General features: G+C 46.0%; 22 protein-coding genes and 1 riboswitch. Of the genes, 17 read left to right on the forward strand and 5 right to left on the reverse strand.

Translation table 11 applies throughout. The features are described from left to right. Window positions 1-11: 11 nt before the first annotated feature. Complete coding sequence (locus QWY22_RS01150) at window positions 12-788, forward strand: glucose 1-dehydrogenase (protein WP_300982549.1); 777 nt, start codon at window positions 12-14, stop codon at window positions 786-788. Window positions 789-1,086: 298 nt separating this feature from the next. Continuing rightward, window positions 1,087-2,457, forward strand: a complete 1,371-nt coding sequence (gene brnQ, locus QWY22_RS01155) for a branched-chain amino acid transport system II carrier protein (protein ID WP_300982550.1) — start codon at window positions 1,087-1,089, stop codon at window positions 2,455-2,457. A gap of 108 nt (window positions 2,458-2,565) precedes the next feature. On the opposite strand, the gene QWY22_RS01160 is transcribed toward brnQ, so the two are convergent. Next, window positions 2,566-3,219 carry a GntR family transcriptional regulator gene (locus tag QWY22_RS01160; protein WP_300982551.1) on the reverse strand — a complete coding sequence of 218 codons (654 nt, stop codon included), beginning with the start codon at window positions 3,217-3,219 and terminating at the stop codon, window positions 2,566-2,568. Between the two features lie 171 nt (window positions 3,220-3,390). Between QWY22_RS01160 and QWY22_RS01165 the strand changes: the two genes are divergently transcribed. From QWY22_RS01165 to QWY22_RS01200, 8 genes are all read left to right on the forward strand, one after another. Next, the gene (locus tag QWY22_RS01165) at window positions 3,391-3,747 is read left to right on the forward strand and encodes a SpoIIAA family protein (RefSeq protein WP_300982552.1); all 357 of its coding nucleotides are present in this window, start codon (window positions 3,391-3,393) and stop codon (window positions 3,745-3,747) included. Between the two features lie 142 nt (window positions 3,748-3,889). Then, the gene (locus QWY22_RS01170) at window positions 3,890-5,083 is read left to right on the forward strand and encodes a class I SAM-dependent rRNA methyltransferase (RefSeq protein WP_300982553.1); all 1,194 of its coding nucleotides are present in this window, start codon (window positions 3,890-3,892) and stop codon (window positions 5,081-5,083) included. Between the two features lie 154 nt (window positions 5,084-5,237). Further along, a complete protein-coding gene (locus tag QWY22_RS01175; protein ID WP_300982554.1) occupies window positions 5,238-6,449 on the forward strand; it encodes an MFS transporter in 1,212 nt (403 codons plus the stop codon). A 22-nt stretch (window positions 6,450-6,471) separates the two neighbouring features. Further along, the gene (locus tag QWY22_RS01180) at window positions 6,472-7,032 is read left to right on the forward strand and encodes a GNAT family N-acetyltransferase (protein WP_300982555.1); all 561 of its coding nucleotides are present in this window, start codon (window positions 6,472-6,474) and stop codon (window positions 7,030-7,032) included. A 47-nt stretch (window positions 7,033-7,079) separates the two neighbouring features. Further along, entirely contained in the window at window positions 7,080-8,819 is a 1,740-nt protein-coding gene (locus QWY22_RS01185) for an ABC transporter ATP-binding protein (RefSeq protein ID WP_300982556.1), read from the forward strand. 62 nt (window positions 8,820-8,881) lie between these two features. Further along, window positions 8,882-9,646, forward strand: a complete 765-nt coding sequence (locus QWY22_RS01190) for a MerR family transcriptional regulator (RefSeq protein ID WP_300982557.1) — start codon at window positions 8,882-8,884, stop codon at window positions 9,644-9,646. Between the two features lie 611 nt (window positions 9,647-10,257). Further along, window positions 10,258-11,109, forward strand: a complete 852-nt coding sequence (locus QWY22_RS01195) for an endonuclease/exonuclease/phosphatase family protein (protein ID WP_300982558.1) — start codon at window positions 10,258-10,260, stop codon at window positions 11,107-11,109. A gap of 160 nt (window positions 11,110-11,269) precedes the next feature. Continuing rightward, a complete protein-coding gene (locus QWY22_RS01200) occupies window positions 11,270-12,109 on the forward strand; it encodes an endonuclease/exonuclease/phosphatase family protein (protein ID WP_300982559.1) in 840 nt (279 codons plus the stop codon). Between the two features lie 116 nt (window positions 12,110-12,225). On the opposite strand, the gene QWY22_RS01205 is transcribed toward QWY22_RS01200, so the two are convergent. Together QWY22_RS01205 and queF are read right to left on the reverse strand one after the other, a co-directional pair. Next, window positions 12,226-12,855: a queuosine precursor transporter gene (locus tag QWY22_RS01205; RefSeq protein WP_300982560.1), complete on the reverse strand. Its 630-nt coding sequence runs from the start codon at window positions 12,853-12,855 to the stop codon at window positions 12,226-12,228. An 11-nt stretch (window positions 12,856-12,866) separates the two neighbouring features. Then, a complete protein-coding gene (queF, locus tag QWY22_RS01210; RefSeq protein ID WP_036802747.1) occupies window positions 12,867-13,361 on the reverse strand; it encodes a preQ(1) synthase in 495 nt (164 codons plus the stop codon). Between the two features lie 97 nt (window positions 13,362-13,458). Then, window positions 13,459-13,506, reverse strand: a riboswitch (PreQ1 riboswitch). A 212-nt stretch (window positions 13,507-13,718) separates the two neighbouring features. Between queF and cypC the strand changes: the two genes are divergently transcribed. The 5 genes from cypC (at window position 13,719) to QWY22_RS01235 (ending at window position 17,508) form a co-directional block, all read left to right on the forward strand. After that, the gene (gene cypC, locus QWY22_RS01215; RefSeq protein ID WP_300982561.1) at window positions 13,719-14,981 is read left to right on the forward strand and encodes a CYP152 family fatty-acid peroxygenase CypC; all 1,263 of its coding nucleotides are present in this window, start codon (window positions 13,719-13,721) and stop codon (window positions 14,979-14,981) included. Between the two features lie 75 nt (window positions 14,982-15,056). Continuing rightward, entirely contained in the window at window positions 15,057-15,992 is a 936-nt protein-coding gene (locus tag QWY22_RS01220) for a phosphotransferase family protein (protein ID WP_300982562.1), read from the forward strand. Window positions 15,993-16,077: 85 nt separating this feature from the next. After that, entirely contained in the window at window positions 16,078-16,611 is a 534-nt protein-coding gene (locus QWY22_RS01225; protein ID WP_300982563.1) for a TraR/DksA C4-type zinc finger protein, read from the forward strand. 81 nt (window positions 16,612-16,692) lie between these two features. Then, window positions 16,693-17,040 carry a nuclear transport factor 2 family protein gene (locus tag QWY22_RS01230; protein WP_300982564.1) on the forward strand — a complete coding sequence of 116 codons (348 nt, stop codon included), beginning with the start codon at window positions 16,693-16,695 and terminating at the stop codon, window positions 17,038-17,040. Window positions 17,041-17,106: 66 nt separating this feature from the next. After that, a complete protein-coding gene (locus QWY22_RS01235; RefSeq protein ID WP_036802752.1) occupies window positions 17,107-17,508 on the forward strand; it encodes a thiol-disulfide oxidoreductase DCC family protein in 402 nt (133 codons plus the stop codon). Between the two features lie 198 nt (window positions 17,509-17,706). On the opposite strand, the gene QWY22_RS01240 is transcribed toward QWY22_RS01235, so the two are convergent. Continuing rightward, a complete protein-coding gene (locus QWY22_RS01240; RefSeq protein ID WP_300982565.1) occupies window positions 17,707-18,912 on the reverse strand; it encodes a DUF3238 domain-containing protein in 1,206 nt (401 codons plus the stop codon). 242 nt (window positions 18,913-19,154) lie between these two features. On the opposite strand from QWY22_RS01240, the gene QWY22_RS01245 reads away from it, so the two are divergent. Beyond that, window positions 19,155-20,027 (forward strand): STAS domain-containing protein, encoded by an 873-nt coding sequence (locus QWY22_RS01245; protein WP_300982566.1) that lies wholly within the window; start codon window positions 19,155-19,157, stop codon window positions 20,025-20,027. 18 nt (window positions 20,028-20,045) lie between these two features. Here the strand turns inward: QWY22_RS01245 and QWY22_RS01250 are convergent, their stop codons facing one another. Continuing rightward, entirely contained in the window at window positions 20,046-20,546 is a 501-nt protein-coding gene (locus QWY22_RS01250) for a metallophosphoesterase family protein (protein ID WP_300982567.1), read from the reverse strand. 161 nt (window positions 20,547-20,707) lie between these two features. Here QWY22_RS01250 and QWY22_RS01255 point away from each other — a divergent pair, with 161 nt between their 5' ends. Continuing rightward, a complete protein-coding gene (locus QWY22_RS01255) occupies window positions 20,708-21,238 on the forward strand; it encodes a dihydrofolate reductase family protein (protein WP_300982568.1) in 531 nt (176 codons plus the stop codon). Window positions 21,239-21,362 lie beyond the last annotated feature (124 nt).

Genomic DNA, 21,362 nt, shown 5'->3' on the forward strand with positions numbered 1-21,362 from the left:
GGAGTGGTTGGATGTATCAAGATTTAGCGGGAAAAACGGCAATAGTCACCGGTGCTTCAAAAGGAATTGGCAAAGGAATCGCCGAACGTTTCGGAAAAGAGCAGATGAACGTTGTAGTGGATTACCACACAGATCAAGAAGGTGCTGAAGATACTGTCGCAAGTATTGTAGCAAGCGGCGGCAATGCAGTGGCAGTCGAGGCGGATGTGGCAACAGAAGAAGGCATCCAAAAGCTCATGGCTGCAGCAATCGATCAGTATGGAAAACTCGATGTGCTGGTGAACAACGCCGGCTTCAGCAAAAGTGAGCCATCGGAAGAACTGAGTTTGGAAAACTGGCAGCGCGTATTGGACGTCAACTTGACGGGCGCTTTCATCGCCAGCCGTGAAGCAATCAGGCACATGCTCGAAAATAGCGGAACGGGCTGCATTCTCAACATTACGAGTGTCCATCAAACAATTCCAAAAGTGAACAACGCCCATTACGCGGTGACGAAATCGGGGCTAAAGATGCTGACGGAAACGATGGCTCTTGAATACGCAGAACGAGGCATCCGGATTAATGCCATTGCACCCGGCACCATCAACACATCGGCTAATCCCGCAGAAGAAGCCGACCCGGAAGAAAAGAAAAAAACGCTTGAAAAAATACCGATGAAAAAGATTGGCCATCCGGAGCAAATTGCAGCAGCGGCTGCCTGGCTTGTATCTTCTGAAGCAGATTATGTGACCGGCACCACATTATTCGTAGATGGCGGGATGACTTTGTACCCTTCCCAATTAAAATAATCCAAAAAGCTTTGCCGATGTGGCAAAGCTTTTTTATTTGCTAGATGTTACCTCAGCCTATGTGCCGTAAGGTTTGAAGCGTTTAAATTATGGTGATAAAACATAAGACATCCATTGAATTAACAAAATAGACAGACTTTTTTAAAATTATTAGACATTAATCGTTGCAATTTCTTAAAAATGTTGTATTATTACTTTATGCGATATATTGCATACCTTTTTTAAGCGTTATACTGAAATTATTGTCTAATGGTACCACAGGAAAATACACGGTGATATGCACCCAGGAGGAAACAGAATGGATACAAAATTATCTTTTAAAGCTTATGCGGTCGTCGGCATGATGTTATTCGCATTATTTTTTGGAGCAGGGAACTTAATCTTTCCAGCACAGCTCGGCCAATATGCCGGTTCAGAAGTATGGATTGCGATTGCCGGATTTTTGATTACAGGCGTCGGCTTGCCATTGCTTGGTATTTTAGCAATCGGCTACTCGAAAAGCAATGACCTGCAAGACTTGTCAAGCCGGGTTCATCCGATTTTCGGGTTAGTCTTTACAGCCTTGCTGTATTTGACCATTGGGCCGTTCTTCGCCTTGCCAAGAACCGGTGCGGTTTCTTATGAAGTCGGGATTGCACCGTTTATCGGACAGGAATACATGTCAATCGGCCTGATTGTCTTCTCAGCTATTTTCTTTGGAATTTCACTTTGGCTTTCCTTAAACCCCTCAAAAATGGTGGACAGCATCGGGAAGTTTTTGTCTCCAGCAATTTTAGTGACGTTAGGCGTGCTATTGATAGCGGCCATTTTCAATCCGATGGGTTCAACGGAAGCGCCGCAGGAAGCTTATGCGAGCGGAGCTTTCTTGAAAGGCTTCACTGAAGGCTATAACACAATGGATGCTTTGGCGTCTTTAGTGTTCGGAATTATTGTCATTGCGACCGTACGTAAACTGGGCGTTACTTCGTCCAAAGGCATTTTAGCTGCTACGCTGAAAAGCGGAGTTGTCGCAGCAGCCTTACTGGCGATTGTCTACACAGGAATTGCTTATTTGGGTGCGACAAGCACAGCCACGCTTGGCCTGTTGGATACTGGCGGCCCCGTATTGAGCGGAGCGTCTTCCCATTACTTTGGAACGTTCGGCACTTTGCTATTGGCCGTTATTATTACCCTGGCTTGTTTGACAACAGCAATTGGCTTAATCGTAGCCAATGCAGAATTCTTCCATAAGCTGACGCCAAAAATCAGCTACAAAACTTATGTTGTGATTTTTTCGGTATTCTCGTTCATTGTGGCCAATGCAGGATTGGCGAATATCATTACGTATTCGATTCCGGTATTAATGTTCTTGTACCCGCTTGCGATTGTCTTGATCATCCTGGCTTTCACTTCTCCGTTGTTTAAACATGACCGGATGGTTTATATTGCGGCAATCACCGTAACATTCTTTATTGCGATTATCGATGGCTTGAAAACTTTGACGAGTTCACTCGGAGTTGCAAATCCAGGCTGGCTGCAAGCGATTGTTGATTTTTATGCAGCCGTATTGCCTTTATATGCAGACGGCCTTGGCTGGCTGTTGCCGGCAGTCGTTGTGATTGCAGTTACAGGATTAATTGCGCGCAGCAGAAAAAGCGTAAGTGTTCAAACCGCTCAAAACGAATATTAATAAAGTTAAGGCAGGCGGGTCCGGTTTCGGATCCGCTTCTCATATAAAAAGCTGTCCCGAAAGCTAATTGCTTTGGGACAGCTTTTTCAATGGAATCAAAACCGGAAATCAATTTACAGTCAGTTCCTCTATGGTGCGGATCCAATTTGACTTCATCAGCTTTGTGGCTTTTTCAATATCTCTATCTTTAAAGGTTTGGATGATTTCAATATGCTCATCTACTGAAGACTGCGTCAAAATCAAAGAATGGTGGAAGAACAGTCTTCTAACATGGGCTTGCAGGCGATTTAAAATATTGTCGACATATGGATTTTGGGAAGCGGTCACAATGTGTTGATGGAATTCTTCATCAATTTTCAATGCTGAAAAATTATCGCCTGCTCCAATGGCTTCGGAAAAACGGCGGTTTGTATCTTCCAATAGTTCAATCAGCTCTTCGTCTGAATTGGGAATAGCTAATTCGACGGCAAGTGATTGAAGAGCGGCAAGAGGCGGCAAGAGGATTTTGATGTCTTCTTTATCCACTTTCGTCACATGGGTCGCTTTTCCTGGGAACATTTCCACAAATCCTTGGACTTCCAGTAGCTGCAACGCTTCTCTGACAGGGGTTCTGCTTAGGTTAAGGGCTTGAGCAAGCTCCGTATCGACTAGTTTTTCTTCAGGCTGCAATGTACCATCTATAATCCATTGTTGCAATTGTTCGAATGCGCTTTCCTTCGCGGTAACACGAATCGGTTTAGCATGGTTGACTGGAATCGGCATTGCAGATTCATCCTTTCTATGTCATGCAGTATAGAATAATTATACCCTATTTTGTGGAAAAATGAAATATTCATAATGCAATATATTGCGTCAGTTATTCTTGAATAGTCTCCGTTTTGCTTTTTCGGAATAGGGAATAAAGAAAACAAGCTTTTAAAAGGAGGCCAAACGATGCTCGCATTTGTACCAAGCAAAGATACCGAAACAATTGCAATGGAGTTTAACGGAAAAGCTACTCAAGAAGATTTGGAGAAGTTCGACAAAGTCACTCAGGAAAAGTTTGGGGAAAAAGGAGGCTTCAATGTATATTTGGTGGTTCATGACTTTGACGGGGCAAGCGCCAAAGCGATGTTTGAAGAAGTGAAAATTGATGTGAACCGCTGGAGCCAGTATAACAAACTGGCGGTGGTCAGCGATAAAAGCTTACTTGGGGCAATAGCAGAGTTTGCCGGTTATTTGCCGGGAGTCCAAGCCAAGCATTTTGATATGGACGAAATGGAAGCCGCTTGGGAATGGATTAAGAACTGATTGAAAAGCCTTGCGAACCTGCAAGGCTTTTTAGTTGGAGCTGCATCCATTGAAGTTCCTTTTGGCGATGGTATGAATGAGGTCCGGTTTGTATTAAACTGGAGAGAAGACAAATGTGTTTTAACGGATAGGATGAGTGATGATGAGACAAGAAATTACATTAACGGTGACCGATAAAGCGAAAGCGGAATTCCAGCGGGGGTTCCCATTGATCGCAAAAGAAGCCCTTGAAGATGCAGACCAGCTGACACAAGAGGGGACGATTGTAAACCTGGCGGATAAACAGGGCAAGTTTCTGGCAAAAGGGTATTACGGCAAGCAGAACAAAGGCTATGGCTGGGTATTGACGCGCAACAAAGACGAAGCGATCAGCCAAGGCTTTATGGAACGCACGCTGTCGGCGGCGCTTGACCAGCGGAAAAGCTTTTTCAACAATCCGGATACGACGGCTTTCCGTGTATTCAATGGAGAAGGAGACGGCTTTGGCGGTTTGACGATTGATTATTATGCCGGATTTTATTTGCTGAACTGGTATAGCGAAGGGGTATATACCTTTAGAGATGAAATCATCGCAGCACTTGGCAATGTAGTGGATGCAAAAGGCATCTACCAGAAAAAACGCTTTGATACAAAAGGCCAGTACATTGAAGATGATGATTTTGTAGCGGGCGAACGCGGCGAGTTCCCGTTGATCGTAAAAGAAAACGGTGTGAATTTTGCGGTTTACTTGAACGATGGGGCAATGACGGGCATCTTCCTGGACCAACGGGACGTGCGGAATGCCATCAAGGAAAAATACGCCAAAGGCAAAACGGTCTTGAACACCTTCTCTTACACAGGCGCTTTTTCAGTGGCGGCAGCGGCCGGCGGTGCGGTGAAGACGACGAGCGTCGATTTAGCGAAACGCAGCTCTGCGAAAACCATTGAACAGTTCAGTGTCAATGGCATCGACTACGAACATCAAGACATCCTTGTCATGGACGTTTTCAATTACTTCAAATACGCAAAACGGAAAGAATTGAAATTCGATTTGGTCGTTCTCGACCCGCCGAGTTTTGCGCGTTCAAAGAAATACACATTCAGTACGGCAAAAGACTATACCAACTTGATGAAAGAAGCCATTGCGATTACGGAACAAAAAGGCATGATTGTCGCTTCCACCAATAGTGCTTCGTTTGGCATGAAGAAATTTAAAGGCTTTATCGAAAAAGCGTTCAAAGAAGAAGGCAAGAAATACCGCATCGTTGAGGAATACACGCTGCCTGCTGATTTCCGTGTACGCAAAGAGTTTAAAGAAGGCGATTACTTGAAAGTGTTGTTTGTGGAATTGGTTTAAGGGCCGCATAAAGAATGCAATAAGCGATTGCAGGAGACTGCCTCAAACACCTACGGATTTTTTCCGCAGGTGTTTTTGTCTTTGTCTGCCGATTGCCGGTGAACTGTTCTATAATGGAATTATCTGATTATATCTTTTTACAGGAGGAAATTTAATGACGAAAGCAATAAGTTCCCCTTTGGTTGGGAATCCGGTTTATCCAGTCATGTTTGCAATGGGCGCTTGCCATTTGCTGAATGATTCCTTGCAAGCGGTCATTCCGGCAATGTTTCCGATTCTGGAAAAAGACCTCGGCTTAACATTCACTCAACTTGGGATGATTGCCTTTGCGTTGAATATCGTGGCCTCGCTGCTGCAGCCGGTAGTAGGCTTTATCAGCGACCGAAAACCGATGCCATTCGCTTTGCCGCTTGGCATGACCAGTTCATTTATCGGCATGGCGGGCCTGGCGTTTGCGCCGGAATATTGGATGATCCTTGTATCGGTGATGTTCTTAGGATTCGGTTCAGCGATTTTCCATCCGGAAGGCTCCCGTGTTTCATATATGGCAGCGGGCACGAGACGAGGCCTATCGCAGTCTATTTACCAAGTGGGCGGAAACTCGGGGCAGGCGCTGGCGCCTTTGATCAGCGCCTTCATTCTCGTGCCGCTCGGGCAACACGGTGCCGCTTTGTTTTTATTTGTCGCAGCTCTCGGCATCTTCATTCTTTCCAAGATCTCATTCTGGTATAAGGAACAGCTGGCCAAGGAGAAATTGCAGAAAGGCAAAAAAGTCTTGCTGTCTTCGCTGCCTGCCCTGACGAAAAAGCAAGTGGGCGTAGCCTTGGCGCTATTGTTAATCATCATTTTTGCCCGATCGTTTTACGTCACCAATATGACCAGTTTCTACATTTTCCATTTGATGGACACCTATGGGCTGACGATTCAAACCGGACAGCTTTACATTTTCTTGTTTTTAGCAGTCGGTGCAGCCGGCACATTTTTCGGTGGGCCGATGGCGGACAAAATTGGCCGGAAAAATGTGATTGTCTTATCGATTCTCGTTCCCATTCCACTCGCGATTGCGTTGCCTTATGTGCCGCTGTTTATCGTGATCATTCTGTTGGCGTTGATCGGCTTTTTCATCATGCTGAGCTTCTCAGTAACCGTCGTCTATGCCCAGGAACTGGTTCCGAGCAAAATCGGTACGATGTCCGGCCTGACCGTCGGACTCGCTTTTGGCATGGGCGCAATTGGCGGTGTTGTGATCGGCATTTTGATGGATTACATCGGAGTCTATGAAACAATGGTGGTTGTTTCGTTTCTGCCGATTATCGGCCTTGTCGGTTTAGGCTTGCCGAAAGACCGCAAAATAACAGCAGCATAATTTGACAAAAAGGATGATGAACATGGACAAAGCAGTTCCTGAAATTCCCGAAGAAATCCGCACTGAACGTTTATTGATCCGCATGCCGAAACCGGGAGACGGAAAAGCGGTGAATGCAGCAATCCGGGCTTCCATCAAAGAACTGAAAGCGTGGCTGCCTTTTGCCCAGCAGCTGCCTTCGGTTGAAGAAACGGAAATCAATACAGTGGAAGCACATCTCAACTTCTTAAAGCATGAAAATCTGCGTTACCTTATTTTTAACAAAGAGACAGGCGAGTTTATCGGTTCGAGCGGTTTTCATAGCATAGAATGGGAAGTGCCGAAGATGGAAATTGGCTATTGGATCGACACGCGCTGGAGCGGCTTTGGCTATATGGCAGAAGCGGTATCTGCGCTGTCTGAACTCGCTTTGGATGGATTCGGGTGCAAACGGCTGGAAATCAGGTGCGATGCTGAAAACGTAAAAAGCCGCGCTATTCCTGAAACCCTTGGCTTTGTTCTCGAAGGTGTCTTACATAATGATGAATTGTCAGTGGACGGCAAGAATCTAACGGATACGTGCATTTACGCGAAATTCATGTAAATAAGAAAAGAAAGCAGAAATTTAATTTTAGAATGGAGCTTTCAATGATGGAAAAAGCACAAGCGACGACAAGCATCAAAACATTTATTTCACTTCTCCTTTCGTTAAAGATTCCGAAGTGGGCACTGGTTATCGGATTGGGCTCGAGCGTGATCACCACATTAGTAGGGTTGGCGGTTCCGCTGTTGACCAGAAATTTAGTGGATGGATTTTCTATTGATGCTATCAGTCCATGGCTGGTCGGCGGCTTGGTTGCTGCTTTTATCCTACAGGCTGTTATCAATGGAGTTTCGATTTATTTACTGAGTATGGTCGGCCAAAAAATCGTGGCGAATTTGAGAAGCCGGATGTGGACCCATCTGATTCGGCTGCGTGTTCCGTATTTTGATCAGCAGGCGAGCGGGGAAACGGTCAGCCGGGTCGTCAATGACACAGGAATTGTCCGCAATTTGATTACCGATCATTTTCCACAGTTCATCACCGGCATCATCTCTATTATCGGAGCGGTCATTATCTTGCTGGTGCTCGATTGGAAAATGACGTTAATTATGTTGTTGTCTGTACCAATCACGATTGCCATCATGATTCCGCTTGGGCGCCGGATGGCCAAGATTTCCCGCAGCTTACAGGATGAAACCGCAGTGTTTACAGGTCATGTGCAGCAGACGCTGAGCGAGATTCGCTTGATGAAATCTTCAACCGCTGAAAAAACAGAAGAAGACCGTGGCTTGGGCGGCATTCAAAAGCTGTTCAAGATCGGCTTGAAAGAAGCGAAAATATACGCCTTGATCGCCCCGCTCATGTACACGGTGGTCATGGCGGTCATTGTCCTGATTATTGGCTACGGCGGCGTCCGTGTGGCAGAAGGCACGATGTCAACAGGGTCACTGGTGGCATTTCTTTTGTATCTGTTCCAAATCGTCATGCCGATGACCAGTTTTGCGCTGTTTTTTACGGAGCTGCAAAAAGCAAAAGGGGCCACAGAGCGCATTATTGGCATTTTGGATTTGCCGCTTGAAGAAAGGCAAAAGGGCCGTGAAATCGACATCGCCAATAAAACCCTGCGAATTGAGCAGGTGGATTTTGCTTATGACAAAGGGGAGCCTGTTCTTCGGAACGTTTCCTTTGAAGCGAATCCCGGCGAAATGATTGCTTTTGCAGGGCCGAGTGGAGGCGGGAAAACGACTGTCTTTGGTCTGATTGAGCGCTTTTATGAGCCGGCTGCCGGAATCATTACCATTGGGGGCATCCCCATTAACGAATTGTCGATGACTTCCTGGCGCAGCCAAATTGGCTACGTGTCGCAGGAAAGCGCGATGATGGGCGGCACAATCCGTGCGAACTTGACCTATGGCTTACCAGATGCCGAACAGATTCCAGACGAGGAGCTGTGGCATGTTGCACGAATGGCTTATGCGGAAGAATTTATTCAGGGCTTTCCGGACGGCCTGGACACGGAAGTCGGGGAACGCGGCGTGAAATTGTCCGGCGGCCAGCGCCAGCGGATAGCCATTGCACGGGCTTTTCTCCGCGATCCAAAAATTCTCATGATGGATGAAGCGACAGCGAGCCTCGACAGCCAGTCGGAAGGCATTGTCCAACAGGCATTAAGCCGTTTGATGGAAGGGCGTACAACCTTGGTGATCGCTCACCGCCTATCGACGATTGTCGATGCAGATAAAATTGTGTTTATTGAAAAAGGACGAGTTACGGGAGTCGGAACCCATCTCGAACTCAGTGGGTCCCATGAACTTTACAGTGAGTTTGCCGAACAGCAAATAACTTAGATTTCATGCTTGACCTTGACGTTGCGTTAAGGTGTAAAGTGAAGGCATCAGGAGGTGAGCTTATGGAATACACCATTCAAAAGCTGGGGAACTTGGCAGGGGTCAGCACGAGGACTTTGCGGTATTACGATGAAATCGGAATTTTAAAGCCGGCACGAAAAAATTCAGCGGGATACCGGATCTATGGCCGGCGGGAAGTGGACAAGCTGCAGCAAATCCTCTTTTACCGGGAACTCGGGCTCGATTTGGACAGCATCAAGCAGCTTGTCAACGATCCAGCTTTTGACGGGGCTGCAGCCTTAAAGAATCATCGGCAGCAGCTTCTGGAAAAACGCCGCCAGCTCGATCTCTTGATCACTAATGTGGGAAACACCATTTCCGCAGCGGAAAGGGAAATCCAAATGACTGACAAGGAAAAGTTTGAAGGGTTCAAGCAAAAGCTCGTGGATGACAACGAACAGCAATACGGCGAAGAAGTGCGTGCCAAATACGGCGACGACTTGGTCGATCGCTCAAATGCCAGAATGCTGAATATGAGCGAAGCGCAGTACGAAGAATTTATGAGCATCGAAAGCACGCTCATGGAAAAATTGGCTGAAGCCTGTGAAACGGGAGATCCGGCAAGCGGCATTGCCCAACAAACAGCCGACCTGCACAGACAATGGCTGAGCTTCACATGGCCGATGTACAGCAAAGAAGCGCATGCGGGGCTTGCCGAGATGTATGTAGCCGATGAGCGTTTTGCCGCTTACTACAACAAAGTGCATCCAAATGCAGCCAAGTTCCTTCGGGATGCGATTTTGATCTACGCCGGCAGAAGCGAATAAAGAAAGAAAAAGGTTCCAGCCAAACGGCTGGAACCTTTGAGCTTGTAGACAAAAGAATTTTTACGCATGATAACTGAATAAATATCCGCTTGGAGAGAAAATCCAGGATCCTTCGTTTCAGCCGGACGCGTTCCGCGGGCTTTCACTTCGGATCCTTAACATGAAGGCTATCTAGAGATGTCACTTTTCACCTTGGGATGTCTTTTAAGCTTCAATCGAATGATCATTCAGTTGCGAATCAAAGAGAGACGCCCCAACCGGTTCGGCCACGGAGACTCCTGTGGGAGCAGTGAAGGAGCAACGCGACGGAGCGACGAAAGCTGAAGACCCCGCAGGAACGTTAGTGACGAGGAGGCTGAAGCTGAGCCCACGGAAAGCGAAGTGGCCGGTTCGGTTGATTTTATGCATTGCTATACATTTCATCTAGACTTTGTCTACAGTTTGAAAGGTTCCAGCCAAACGGCTGGAACCTTTTTCTTATGTAATATAGCTTTACAAACTCTTAACAGGAATTTACATATTTAAAATAAGAATCGATCATTTAGTTTGCTATACTCAAGGTGACTAAGGTACTGAACGTAAAATTGCTTCATTCAAAAGGAGAGGTTTACATGCTTGAAAGAGGAAAAGAACCACTTGTTTCTGTAAAAGTCATGTCATTTAACATCGCTCACGGTTTAGGAATGAACGGAATAGTGGACTTGGAAAAAACGGCAGGCATTATTGAAGATTCCTGTGCCCATATTGTCGCTTTGCAGGAAGTCGACCGTTGCTTTTCGGAGCGCAGCGCTTTTGCGGATCAAGTGCAATGGCTAAGCGAAAGGTTGGGCATGCAGGCAGTATTTGGGGCGAACCTCGATTTTGAACCGGTGGAAGCGGACGGACCGCGCCGCCAATACGGCAATGCGATTTTAAGCAAACACCCGATCAAGTATTCGGAAAATCATTTGTTGACCCAAGTGCTGACCGACTTTGGCAAGAATGAGCAGCGCGGCATCTTGGAAGCGGTGATTGAAATTAAAGGGAACTTGATTACGGTGTATAACACTCACCTGGCATTAGAGGAAGAAGAGTTGAAAGTCAGCATTGGCGAACTGGTCGGCATCATCGAAAAGCGCAGCTTTCCACGAATCGTTCTGGGAGATTTCAATGCACTTCCACGGGATGGACAAATTAAGAGATTGAACCGCCATTTAAGCGACGCTTTTTTGAAATTGAAAAGAGGAGACGCTTATACGTATCCGGCACCTTATCAAAATGCGGAAACAGGTGAAAACTTCAAACCGATTACCCGCATCGATTATATTTTCGCTGATCCCGAGCTGGATCCGGTGCAAGTAGCGGTTATGGAAACGGATGTCTCGGACCATTTGCCGATTGCAGCAGATTTTGTTGTCACGCCGCTCCAAAAACCGTTGCAGAAGCCAGCGCAGACTGCCTTCCCGAAAGTCATTGTTTCTTAAACTTCTTAAAGATGGCATTAGCAGGAATAATTTTGATGTTCAAAAATTATACGAAAATAGAGCACATAAGTAAGTGCTTTTGTATCAGAAAATTGCTATAATCAATGCATCTATTATCCCTTGCCATGGACTCGGTTCATATTAAAAGGAGATGTTTTTTATGGAGAGTGACAAAATCCCCCCCACGGTGCCCATTAAAGTGATGTCGTTTAATATCGCTCACGGACTCGGCATGGACAACATTGTAGACTTGGAAAGAACAGCAAAGGTCATTGAACAGTCAGGAGCAGAAATCGTCGGTTTGCAGGAGCTTGACCGGCATTTTACGGACCGCAGTGAATTTATCGATCAGGTAGATTGGCTGAGCCATCGGCTGGGCATGTACGGTGCGTTTGGCGCCAATTTGGATCTGGAGCCGAATGAACCCGAAAGGCCACGGCGCCAATACGGCAATGCGGTTTTAAGCAAACATCCGATCAAGTATGTTGAAAACCACCTGCTGACAAAAGTTATCTCTCCCATTGCAAACAGTGAACAACGTGGAATACTGGAAGTCGTACTCGAAGTAAAAGGAACGTATGTGAGCTTTTTCAACACTCATTTGTCATTAAAAGAGGAAGAGCTGAAAGTCAGTATTGATGAAATTCTGGAGATTACGGAAAAAAGCCGCTTCCCTAAAATCATTACAGGTGATTTTAATGCAGATCCCGACCATCTGCAGATCAAAAGAATGGAAAATCATTTTGACGATGTGTTCTTAAAAACTGGCAAAAACAATATGTATACGTATCCGGCTCCTTATGAACACGACAGCGATGGCGTGAAGTTAAAACCGGTAACACGCATCGACTATATTTTTACAGATCAACACTTGGAGCCCGAACAAGCCGCTGTTATCGAAACGTCCATATCGGACCATTTGCCGATTACAGCAGATTTGGTTCTGTCGCGAGTAGGCAGTAAAATGAAAACGGCTAATGGAGCCAGAAGCTTAAAGTGACTCAACCCCTTTTATTCAGCAATTGAACTTATCCGGAGAAGCATTTTCTCCTATATAAAAAACTGTAACCAAGCTCAGGAAAAGATGAACTTGGTTACAGTTTTTTATTTTGTGCATTATCCGTAAACGCGTACGCTGCTGGACTCGCTGCGTCTGCATAGCTTCACCAGCAAGTAGACAAGCGGAGTATCGCAAGCAGCTGCAAGCCACTTAAAGGCGTATTGCGTAAAGATCATGGCCACAAGTGCGGCAGTAGGCATGGTGCCATAAAAAGCGATGGCGATAAAAATCGTTGTATCGACCAATTGGCTTACCATTGTTGATGCGTTATTGCGCAGCCAAAGTTTGGATTCGCCGTGGCGGTCTTTCAGCTTATGGAAAATGGTTACGTCCAAGTTTTGGCTGATAAAGTACGAAATCAAGCTGGCCAAAGTGACCCGGAACCCCGCAGAGAAAATGGTTTCAAACGATGCCTGGTCTCCGAAGAATGGCGCTGAAGGCAAGTGAATAGCCAAATAGATGAACGCAAGCGCGCAGCATTGCGTGAAGAATCCGGCAAAAACGGTTTGGCGGGCCGCTTCTTTTCCGTAGACTTCCGCAATCGTGTCCGTAATGGGAAAAGTGAAAACATAAACGACCACTGCTGCCGGCAGCACCAGCCATTCACCAATACTAAACAATTTAACTGCCAGGATGTTTGATAAGATAAGCAGTCCGACAAATGCCCCGTTTAAGTAAAGTAACATAGCGCGCTCCCTTACCGGTTGGTGATCGTTTCCGGATACATATCGTGGTTCATCATCCGGTAAGATGCCATTTCTTCGTATTTTGTACCTGGTTTTCCGTAGTTTGTATAAGGATCGATCGACAAGCCGCCGCGCGGTGTAAACTTGCCCCAGACTTCGATATAGCGGGGTTCAAGCAATTTAATCAAATCGTTCATGATGATATTGACGACGTCTTCGTGGAAATCGCCGTGGTTGCGGAAGCTGAACAAGTACAATTTCAACGATTTGCTTTCCACCAATTTTTTGTCCGGAATAAAGCTCAAGTAAATCGTGGCGAAATCCGGCTGTCCGGTTTGCGGGCACAGGGAAGTGAATTCCGGGCAATTGAATTTTACGAAATAATCGCGTGTATGCAAATTATCGATCGCTTCCAGAATGTCCGGATCGTACTCAAATTGGTATTTCGTGTTTTGATTGCCGAGAAGCGACAAGTGGTCCAGTGTATCTTCGTTTCTTCCTGCCATAAAAAAAGGCCTCCTTCAAGTGTCCGACTTGAGAGAGGCCTATAAAAAAACGGAAAAAGAAAAAGCCAAATCGCATGTGGATTTGGCTGAATTTCGTCAATCCATAGTTTTTTATAGAGGGTGAAATGCTATGAACCTCTCCCGTTGCCGGGTTATGTAGTTAATGTTACCTCACTCATCGTAAAAGACTTTCGGTTTGCTGTCAATTCTCTTTTTAAAGAAATCATACAAATTACCGGACAGGCCACGGGAAGTTTTTGGCGCCTTACAAAAATGAATGTATCTGATTGTTTCGCAGATTTTCCTTGCGGGTAAGTGAATTGGAAAAGCAGCGCATTAAAGGAGGAATTGCAGTTCATGGCAGAGACTCGACCAATCCCCCGTGATAAGGGCGTAGACAATACATTGGCTTTGATGACAGAAGGGTATCTATTCATACCGAACCGTACAAGGCAACTGAAGACAGATGTTTTTCAAACGCGTTTGCTTGGCCAAACGGCAGTATGCATAGCGGGCGAAGAAGCGGCGCGTGTGTTTTATGATGAAAGTAAATTTCGGCGAAGAGGAGCCGTGCCAAAGAGAGTACAGAAAACCTTAATGGGCGAAAAAGCGATCCAAACAATGGATGATGCATCTCATAAGCATCGAAAACAGCTTTTTATGTCGCTTATGACTCCCGAACGTTTGCGTCTCTTAAACATTTACGTTACAGAAGAATGGCGTTCTGCTGTCGAGCGATGGAGCACAATGGAAGAAGTTTTATTTTTTAAAGAAGTAGAAGAATTAATGATGCGGGTAGCCTGCCGTTGGGCAGGAGTTCCTCTTCGGGAAAACGAAGTAGAAATGCGTTCCCGCGATATGGGGGCGCTGATTGATTCGTTTGGGGCTGCTGGTCCAAGGCATTGGAAAGGCAGAACCGCACGCAAACAGTCGGAAGATTGGGTCGAGAAAATAGTAAAAGCGGTGCGTAAAGGAAAACTGCAAGCACCAAATGGAACGGCGCTTCAAGCCATGGCCTGGTATAAGCAGCCGAATGAAAAGAAAATGACGACTCATATGGCGGCCATTGAAGTGATTAATATTTTACGGCCGATTGTAGCGATTGGCCGCTACATTACTTTTGGTGCAATCGCTCTTCATGAACATCCCGAAACACGTGAGAAATTGGCTGCCAACCGGGGAGACTATAGCCAGTGGTTTGTCCAGGAAGTGCGCCGATATTATCCATTCGGGCCATTTACAGGGGCGAGAGTCCGTGAAAACTTTGTTTGGCAAGGGTATCACTTTAGAAAAGGGACGCTTGTGCTATTAGATATCTACGGCACGAACCATCATCCGGAATTGTGGGTCCAGCCGGAAGAATTCCGTCCGGAACGGTTCCGTGACTGGAAGGAAAGCCCCTTCAGTTTTATTCCGCAAGGTGGCGGGGAATACGATTTGGGCCATCGATGCGCAGGAGAATGGGTAACGATTGAAGCGATGAAGACCAGCCTGGAGTTCTTGGTCAGAAAAATGGAATACGATGTTCCAGATCAAGATGTCAGTTACAGCATGGCCCGAATGCCTACACTTCCGAAAAGCCGTTTTGTTATTCGAAATGTGCGGCCAGTCAGGTATTAAAGCTTTAAATTTGCCTGCCGAGCTGGTTTAGCCAGAAGGTGGGCTTTTTTCTGTCCGATGAAAGGAGACGGGAAGATGGCGATAAAACAAACGGGATGGCCGTCCAACGCCGTAGATTGGGTGAATAAAAAAATCGGCGAACAAAAAGAACTTCTCCGTATCGAACCGCTTGCGGGAGGCACTTCTTCCCATCTGTATGAAATGGACTATTCAGATGGCGGCGGTACAGAATCCTGCGTCCTCAGGCTTTTTACAAAAGCAGAATGGCTGGCGATGGAACCAGATTTGGCGGGCCATGAGGCGGCAAGTTTACTGGAAGCCGCCAAAACAGGTCTTGCCGTACCAGGACTATTGGCGTTTGATGCCAGTGGCGAACAGTGCGGCGTACCGGCCGTTTTGATGACGAAAATTGAAGGAAGCGTCGTACTGCAGCCGGACAATGAACAAGAATGGCTGGAGGGGTTGGCTGCGGTACTCGTAAAAATCCATTCGCATGAAGCTGCCAGCTTTCAGTGGGAATACTTTTCTTACAATCAGGCACTGTCTCTGGAGAGGCCAGATTGGTCAGACTATCCGGAAGAATGGTTGCGGGCCTTTTCGATTGCCCGCGAAGTCCGGCCATCCGTCGAATCTTGTTTTCTGCACCGTGATTTTCACCCGGCAAACATATTGTGGAAAGGGCAAGAAGTGAGTGGGGTAGTGGATTGGGTGAATGCGTGCAGAGGGCCTGCCGGGGTAGACGTCGGCCACTGCCGATTAAACCTGGCCCAGCTTTGCGGCATCGAAACAGCTGACCGGTTCCTTGAGGCGTATATGCGGTATGCCGATGGCTTTATTTACCGGGCTTATTGGGATATTCTCGCTTTAACCGATATTTTGGACGGACCGCCAGTGGTTTATCCGGGCTGGGAAACTTTTGGGATAACCGGACTGACAGATGGCTTAATCAGGCAGCGGCTGGATGCCTATTTGCTCAGTTTGCTTGCTCGTTTTGAGCAAGAATCTGGCTGAATACCGGAGGGCTTCTCTGGCATCAGGTTTGATTTCTCTGAAAAAGGAAATATACAGAACAAGCAAGTTTTGAGGAGGAAGCCCAATGACTGATGAACAATTAAAGCAATTAAAAAACCAATTAACGGAACAAAAAAATTCACTTGAAGACCGTGTGGAACATACCGAAGAATTTGATACGACGGAATTGTCCACTTATGACAACCATCCAGCCGATAATGCCACTGACTTGTTTGACCAGGAACGCGGCATGGCGTTGAACCGTTTTAAAGAAGACGAGCTCGAGGACACGAATGCCGCGCTGGAAGCGATAGAAAACGGCACGTATGGCAAATGTACAGTATGCGGAACGGAAATCCCATTCGAACGCTTAGAAGCGCTCCCTACAGCTTTGACATGCATTGACCACGCTCAACAGGACACCGACATGACGTCGCGTCCGCCAGAGGAAGATGTGCTGCAAAGTTCTACCAGCCAGCCAGTGGAAAAAGAAGACAGCCGGCTTCGCGATTATACGGACACTTTCCAGGATGTTGAAGACTTTGGTTCGTCCGATGGCCCGCAAGATCAGCCTGGAGAAGATAAAGACATGAAAGATTTCTACGAAGAAAAAGAATGACCATAACCCTGTGCCTGATGAGCATGGGGTTTTCTTTGGTTTAAATGCAATTGACGAAGCGGCAACTGGAGGGAACAAGAAATGAACGAGCTGGAAAAAGAAATTTTCGAACTGGAATGCAGCCATATCCGGCCCGATGTCCGGGTTTCAAAAGAGAAGCTGGGAGAAGTGCTGGATGATGATTTTTTTGAGTTCGGAAGCTCAGGAAGAGTGTGGAAACGATCTGATTACAACGAAAGCCATTCTTTGTCTCCTGATGAAATGGAGATTTCCGGCTTTAAGCTGGACGAATTGGGTCCCGCAGCCGTCCTCACTACATACCGGATTTTCAACAAGACCACGGGGGTATCTTCCATCCGAAGTTCCGTATGGAAAAAGAGGGAAACCGGGTGGAAACTGTTTTTTCATCAAGGGACGCTTTCGAAATAGGTGTTTGAGGAAAGCGAAAAGAGGCTATTAAATAACTAGGTGTTTTAACGTGAAGGAGGGATAGAGATGGATCATGCGGTAGTATTATTTGATGGGGATTGTAATTTCTGCGATTCCAGTGTGCAGTTCATCATAAACCACGACCCCGCCGGCTATTACCAGTTTGCTTCTTTGCAAAGTGACATTGGCCGTGAATTGAGAAAGAAACATGAAGTACCGGAAGACGTGGACAGCCTGGTCTTGATACAGGACGGCAAAGCGTACGTTAAATCAGAAGGTGCATTGATGATTTCCCGCCACCTGACAGGTTTGTGGAAATTGGCTTTTTACTTAAAATCTTTCCCGCGCCCGCTGCGCGATGGGGCCTACGATGTTGTAGCAAAAAACCGCTATAAGGTATTTGGCAAACTCAATAGTTGTATGTTGCCGCCGCCTCATATTCGGAAACGTTTTCTAGATAAACAATAAAAAATCCTGACGCGCTGAAGCGCATCAGGATTTTTTTGTGTGTTGGCCGGGGCTACATGGGCGCCTGCGTTTTTCCTACTGTCCAGCTGCAGCGCCTAACTCCTCGGGTCATAAGCCACTTTGGCTATGCGGCTGGAAACACGCCGCTTCGCCAAATCGTCTTATGCCTTTCGGAGCTGAACAGGCGCTTTCAATTTCCTACTCAAAATTTGAGATTCGCCAGTATTGGCTCGCGGTGCTTCGTGACATCCAGGCGAGGCCTTTGCTTTCCGCTTCATGGATTTGGAACCAGTCATCCATTTTATCATTTTTCAAGTAGACTTCATGGTTGGGTGCCTGATCGTGAAGGCCGGTGATGTCATAATGTCCGTCCCGATAAAATGTGGCAGATACGTCATAGTCGATATTCGGTGAAGTCGTTAATGGATTGCCAACGCTATGAGTCAAGTTAACCATCACGTTACGGTCGTCTTCTTTTGCTTTTTCCAATTGAATGCCTTCAGAAGAAGCGACATCCGCTTTCCGGAATTTTTTCCGCCAATCATACGCAATGCTAGGGCCGACGTCTTTTTGGAATTCCAAAGTGGTCTCTTCATTTCCCAATTGCAGTGAAAAGTTTACTTGCGTGCGATAATGAGAAGATTCAGGAGTGAATGTCCGATTGTCTCCGGCAAAATAGCGGTTGGGCGACAGCAGATTCGGATTGGCTAAATATTCGTCGGGAAGGAAAGTGGTATAGCGCAAATCCCAAGTACGTTTGAATTCCGATACATTGACTTGAGGAGCATCGGCGAGCAGCTGCTCCAATGGCGCTATTTTTTTGGCAATCCAAAACTTTTCCATCGCAGCCTCTTGCTGAGACGACTTAATGTTGAGCAAGCCGAAAATACGGGCAGCAACAGATTTTTCTTCACTGAAGCCGGTTTCGGATCGTTCCAATGGACGTTCCGCACGGATCCAATAAGAGTATTCCCGGTCCATTTCAACATCAAAATCAGTAAATTGGGTTTTTTGGGTAGTTTCCATCGGTTCACCGTCACGGTAAATTTCATATTCATCAATTCCGTCGATGGCTCCCCATGCCAAAATGATCTTCGATTCCGAGACGATCGTTGTAATGGCAATTTGCTGCAAATAATTGACGGTGTCTTCTGAGTGGTCTTCCGTGCTGGTTTGCATTTTGATCCGCTCTTTCACTTCGCCGTCGTTGCCAAGGCGTTCAATCGTATACGTATACAATTCGCCAATTTGCAGATTTTCATCCTTTAAACTGTTTTCGTTGCCGGTATAGATGGTATCTGCATCTCTTTTGACGACACATGTATCTCCCGTATCCGACCATTCAAAGTAAATTACCGTATCTGTCTGCTGCAGTAAGTCAATTTCCAGGTGCTTCGCAACCATTCCACCATCTCCTTACAAAGGTTATAGTAAAGCTATACCCTATTCTGGAAATTCCTGAACCCCGGGTGGCTATTCCTCCATTTTGTCACATAAATAACATGATAAATCTGCAAATATAATTGTATGATTAAGGAAATGAATGCAAGAGAGTAGATTTGCAAAGCCATACAACAAATAGTATGTTAAAGAAAGATGATTAGCGACGAATCAGAAAGAGAAAACGAGACGGGGAGGTTATGGGAATGTCTTTAAAGGAAACAAAAAAAGCAGGAAGTTTTAAAAATTTTGATGACGCTGCTGAACATATTCTTCATCTGTTAAGCAAACAATTAAAGATCAACACTTTATTTATTGCCAAAAATGATGGGCAGACGAATGAAATTGTCAAAGCGTTAAATACAAAAGAGGAATTGGTGACTGCAGGCAGTGCCTCTCCTTTGGGCCAGACTTTCTGCAGTTTGAGCATCAACCACGGCCAAGAACCCTTGATTATTGAAGATATTTCCCGCAACGATTTATCAAACAAATTAGATATTGCTCCCCGTTTTGGCAACGGTTCGTTTATTGGCATCCCAATTCTTTATGAATGCGGTGAAGTGTACGGAACGATTTGTGGCATTGACCAAGTGCCTTTTGAATTTAAGGAAGAACACGAAGAGGCATTTGCGACAATGTCTTCGTTGCTGACTTATGTTTTGGAGCTTGCCAAGGCAAACGAGCAAATCGAATCGCTTTCTTCTCCGCTTGTTCCAGTGACGCGGGGAGTTTCGATTCTGCCTGTGATTGGCGAAGTGACAGCGGGCCGGGCACAAACAATTATCAATCATGTTTTGGAAAAGTGCGGCGAAGCCGAATTGGACTATTTGATCATTGATGTCTCCGGTGTTTCCCAAATCAATTCAGCCGTAGGCGAGTATTTGCTGAAACTTGTCAGTGTCTTAAAAATAATTGGCATTACACCAGTCGTTACGGGCATACAGCCTTTTATGGCGCTGAAAGTTCCGTATTTCGCCCAAGCGTTAAAAGGTGTCATGATCCAGGCAAATCTTGAAATGGCGTTAAAAGAACTTGGATTTGTGTTAATAAAAGAATGCAAGGAAAAATCGAGCCGATGAGAAATCCGGCTCGATTTTTTAATGTTCCTTATCAAAAAAGACATGCCTTAAATTCCAAGTATCGCCGATTTCCAGCAGCCCAAATGAATATTGAGACTGTTTCCGCTTGTCTGTAGGAGAGCCGGGATTGAAAAGCGTAATTCCATCCACTTCCCGCATCACCGGGATATGGGAATGGCCAAAAACGATGATCTCCACCTCTTCGTCGGCAAAAGCCTCAAAAGCACGCTGTTCTGTCGTTTTTCGGCTTCCATCGCCATGGATGACCCCGACCTTCAAATCACCGAAAGCAAAAATCTTTTTCTTTCCGAAACGGTCAGCTACTTCCCAAGGGTCGACGTTTCCGGTAACGCCATCTGTTTTTGTATATGCAGCCAATTCATAATACACATCAAGCGTCTGCCAGTCGCCGGCATGAATAATGAAATCCGCGGACTGGCATTCCTCGACCAAACGCTGAGGGAGCTTTTTCGCCCGGACCGGGATATGGGTATCCGACAAAATCACGATTTTTTGCATAGGTACGCCTCCATTCATCAACTTTCTTCCACTGTAACAAAATTTCCTGAAGGCGTCCTATTTTAATGAAACGGCCTATTGGCCAACAGGGTTACTCAACCGAAAAACGGGGATAATAAATGAAAGCAAGTTTTAAATCTGCGGGAAAGAGGAGGGAGAACATGGACCAGGAACGCAAAATCACGTGTTACATCGCGACCAGTCTGGACGGCTATATCGCCACGAAAGACGATTCGCTCGATTGGCTTTTTAAAGTAGAGATGGAAGGAGATGCCGGCTATGCCGAATACATGGAAACCATCGACACGGTAGTGATGGGGCGGCGCACATACGATTGGATCATGGAAATGGAAAAGGGGAAAGCTCCTTATCCTGAGAAAAAATCTTATGTGTTTTCAAAGTCGAAAAGCGGCCAAGAAGGTCACGTCATTTTTACCAATGAAGACGTGGCGTCTTTTGTGCAAAGAGAAAGAGCCTTGCCGGGAAAAGACATTTGGGTAGTCGGAGGAAGCGCACTTCTCCACGATTTTCTAAAGGAAAAGCTGATCGACGAATTTATTATTTCGATTGCGCCTACATTGATTGGACAAGGCATTCCTCTTTTTCAGGAATTGGACTTTGAACTGGAATTCACCTTAAAAACTGTCCGGCCATCCGGCCAGTTTGCACAGCTGCATTTAATCCGCAAATGAAAGGAAGAAATATACACGGCTATATTAAACCGTGAACCGGTCGTCAAAGCAGAAATGAATATTGCCGATAAAGCGCTAGGGGTCCAAGTCAATCTATGATTTACTCCAAGGGCCGCTAAATGGT

The sequence above is a fragment of the Planococcus liqunii genome (assembly GCF_030413595.1).
Lineage (GTDB): Bacteria > Bacillota > Bacilli > Bacillales_A > Planococcaceae > Planococcus > Planococcus liqunii.

Coding starts and splice junctions, on each gene's coding strand:
- QWY22_RS01180 (WP_300982555.1), top strand. CDS start 6,472: ATGGACAAAGCAGTTCCTGAAATTCCCGAAGAAATCCGCACTGAACGT.
- QWY22_RS01185 (WP_300982556.1), top strand. CDS start 7,080: ATGGAAAAAGCACAAGCGACGACAAGCATCAAAACATTTATTTCACTT.
- QWY22_RS01175 (WP_300982554.1), top strand. CDS start 5,238: ATGACGAAAGCAATAAGTTCCCCTTTGGTTGGGAATCCGGTTTATCCA.
- QWY22_RS01150 (WP_300982549.1), top strand. CDS start 12: ATGTATCAAGATTTAGCGGGAAAAACGGCAATAGTCACCGGTGCTTCA.
- brnQ (WP_300982550.1), top strand. CDS start 1,087: ATGGATACAAAATTATCTTTTAAAGCTTATGCGGTCGTCGGCATGATG.
- QWY22_RS01235 (WP_036802752.1), top strand. CDS start 17,107: ATGGATCATGCGGTAGTATTATTTGATGGGGATTGTAATTTCTGCGAT.
- QWY22_RS01160 (WP_300982551.1), bottom strand. CDS start 3,219: ATGCCGATTCCAGTCAACCATGCTAAACCGATTCGTGTTACCGCGAAG.
- cypC (WP_300982561.1), top strand. CDS start 13,719: ATGGCAGAGACTCGACCAATCCCCCGTGATAAGGGCGTAGACAATACA.
- QWY22_RS01250 (WP_300982567.1), bottom strand. CDS start 20,546: ATGCAAAAAATCGTGATTTTGTCGGATACCCATATCCCGGTCCGGGCG.
- QWY22_RS01200 (WP_300982559.1), top strand. CDS start 11,270: ATGGAGAGTGACAAAATCCCCCCCACGGTGCCCATTAAAGTGATGTCG.
- QWY22_RS01220 (WP_300982562.1), top strand. CDS start 15,057: ATGGCGATAAAACAAACGGGATGGCCGTCCAACGCCGTAGATTGGGTG.
- QWY22_RS01245 (WP_300982566.1), top strand. CDS start 19,155: ATGTCTTTAAAGGAAACAAAAAAAGCAGGAAGTTTTAAAAATTTTGAT.
- QWY22_RS01230 (WP_300982564.1), top strand. CDS start 16,693: ATGAACGAGCTGGAAAAAGAAATTTTCGAACTGGAATGCAGCCATATC.
- QWY22_RS01205 (WP_300982560.1), bottom strand. CDS start 12,855: ATGTTACTTTACTTAAACGGGGCATTTGTCGGACTGCTTATCTTATCA.
- QWY22_RS01195 (WP_300982558.1), top strand. CDS start 10,258: ATGCTTGAAAGAGGAAAAGAACCACTTGTTTCTGTAAAAGTCATGTCA.
- QWY22_RS01255 (WP_300982568.1), top strand. CDS start 20,708: ATGGACCAGGAACGCAAAATCACGTGTTACATCGCGACCAGTCTGGAC.
- QWY22_RS01170 (WP_300982553.1), top strand. CDS start 3,890: ATGAGACAAGAAATTACATTAACGGTGACCGATAAAGCGAAAGCGGAA.
- QWY22_RS01225 (WP_300982563.1), top strand. CDS start 16,078: ATGACTGATGAACAATTAAAGCAATTAAAAAACCAATTAACGGAACAA.
- QWY22_RS01240 (WP_300982565.1), bottom strand. CDS start 18,912: ATGGTTGCGAAGCACCTGGAAATTGACTTACTGCAGCAGACAGATACG.
- queF (WP_036802747.1), bottom strand. CDS start 13,361: ATGGCAGGAAGAAACGAAGATACACTGGACCACTTGTCGCTTCTCGGC.
- QWY22_RS01190 (WP_300982557.1), top strand. CDS start 8,882: ATGGAATACACCATTCAAAAGCTGGGGAACTTGGCAGGGGTCAGCACG.
- QWY22_RS01165 (WP_300982552.1), top strand. CDS start 3,391: ATGCTCGCATTTGTACCAAGCAAAGATACCGAAACAATTGCAATGGAG.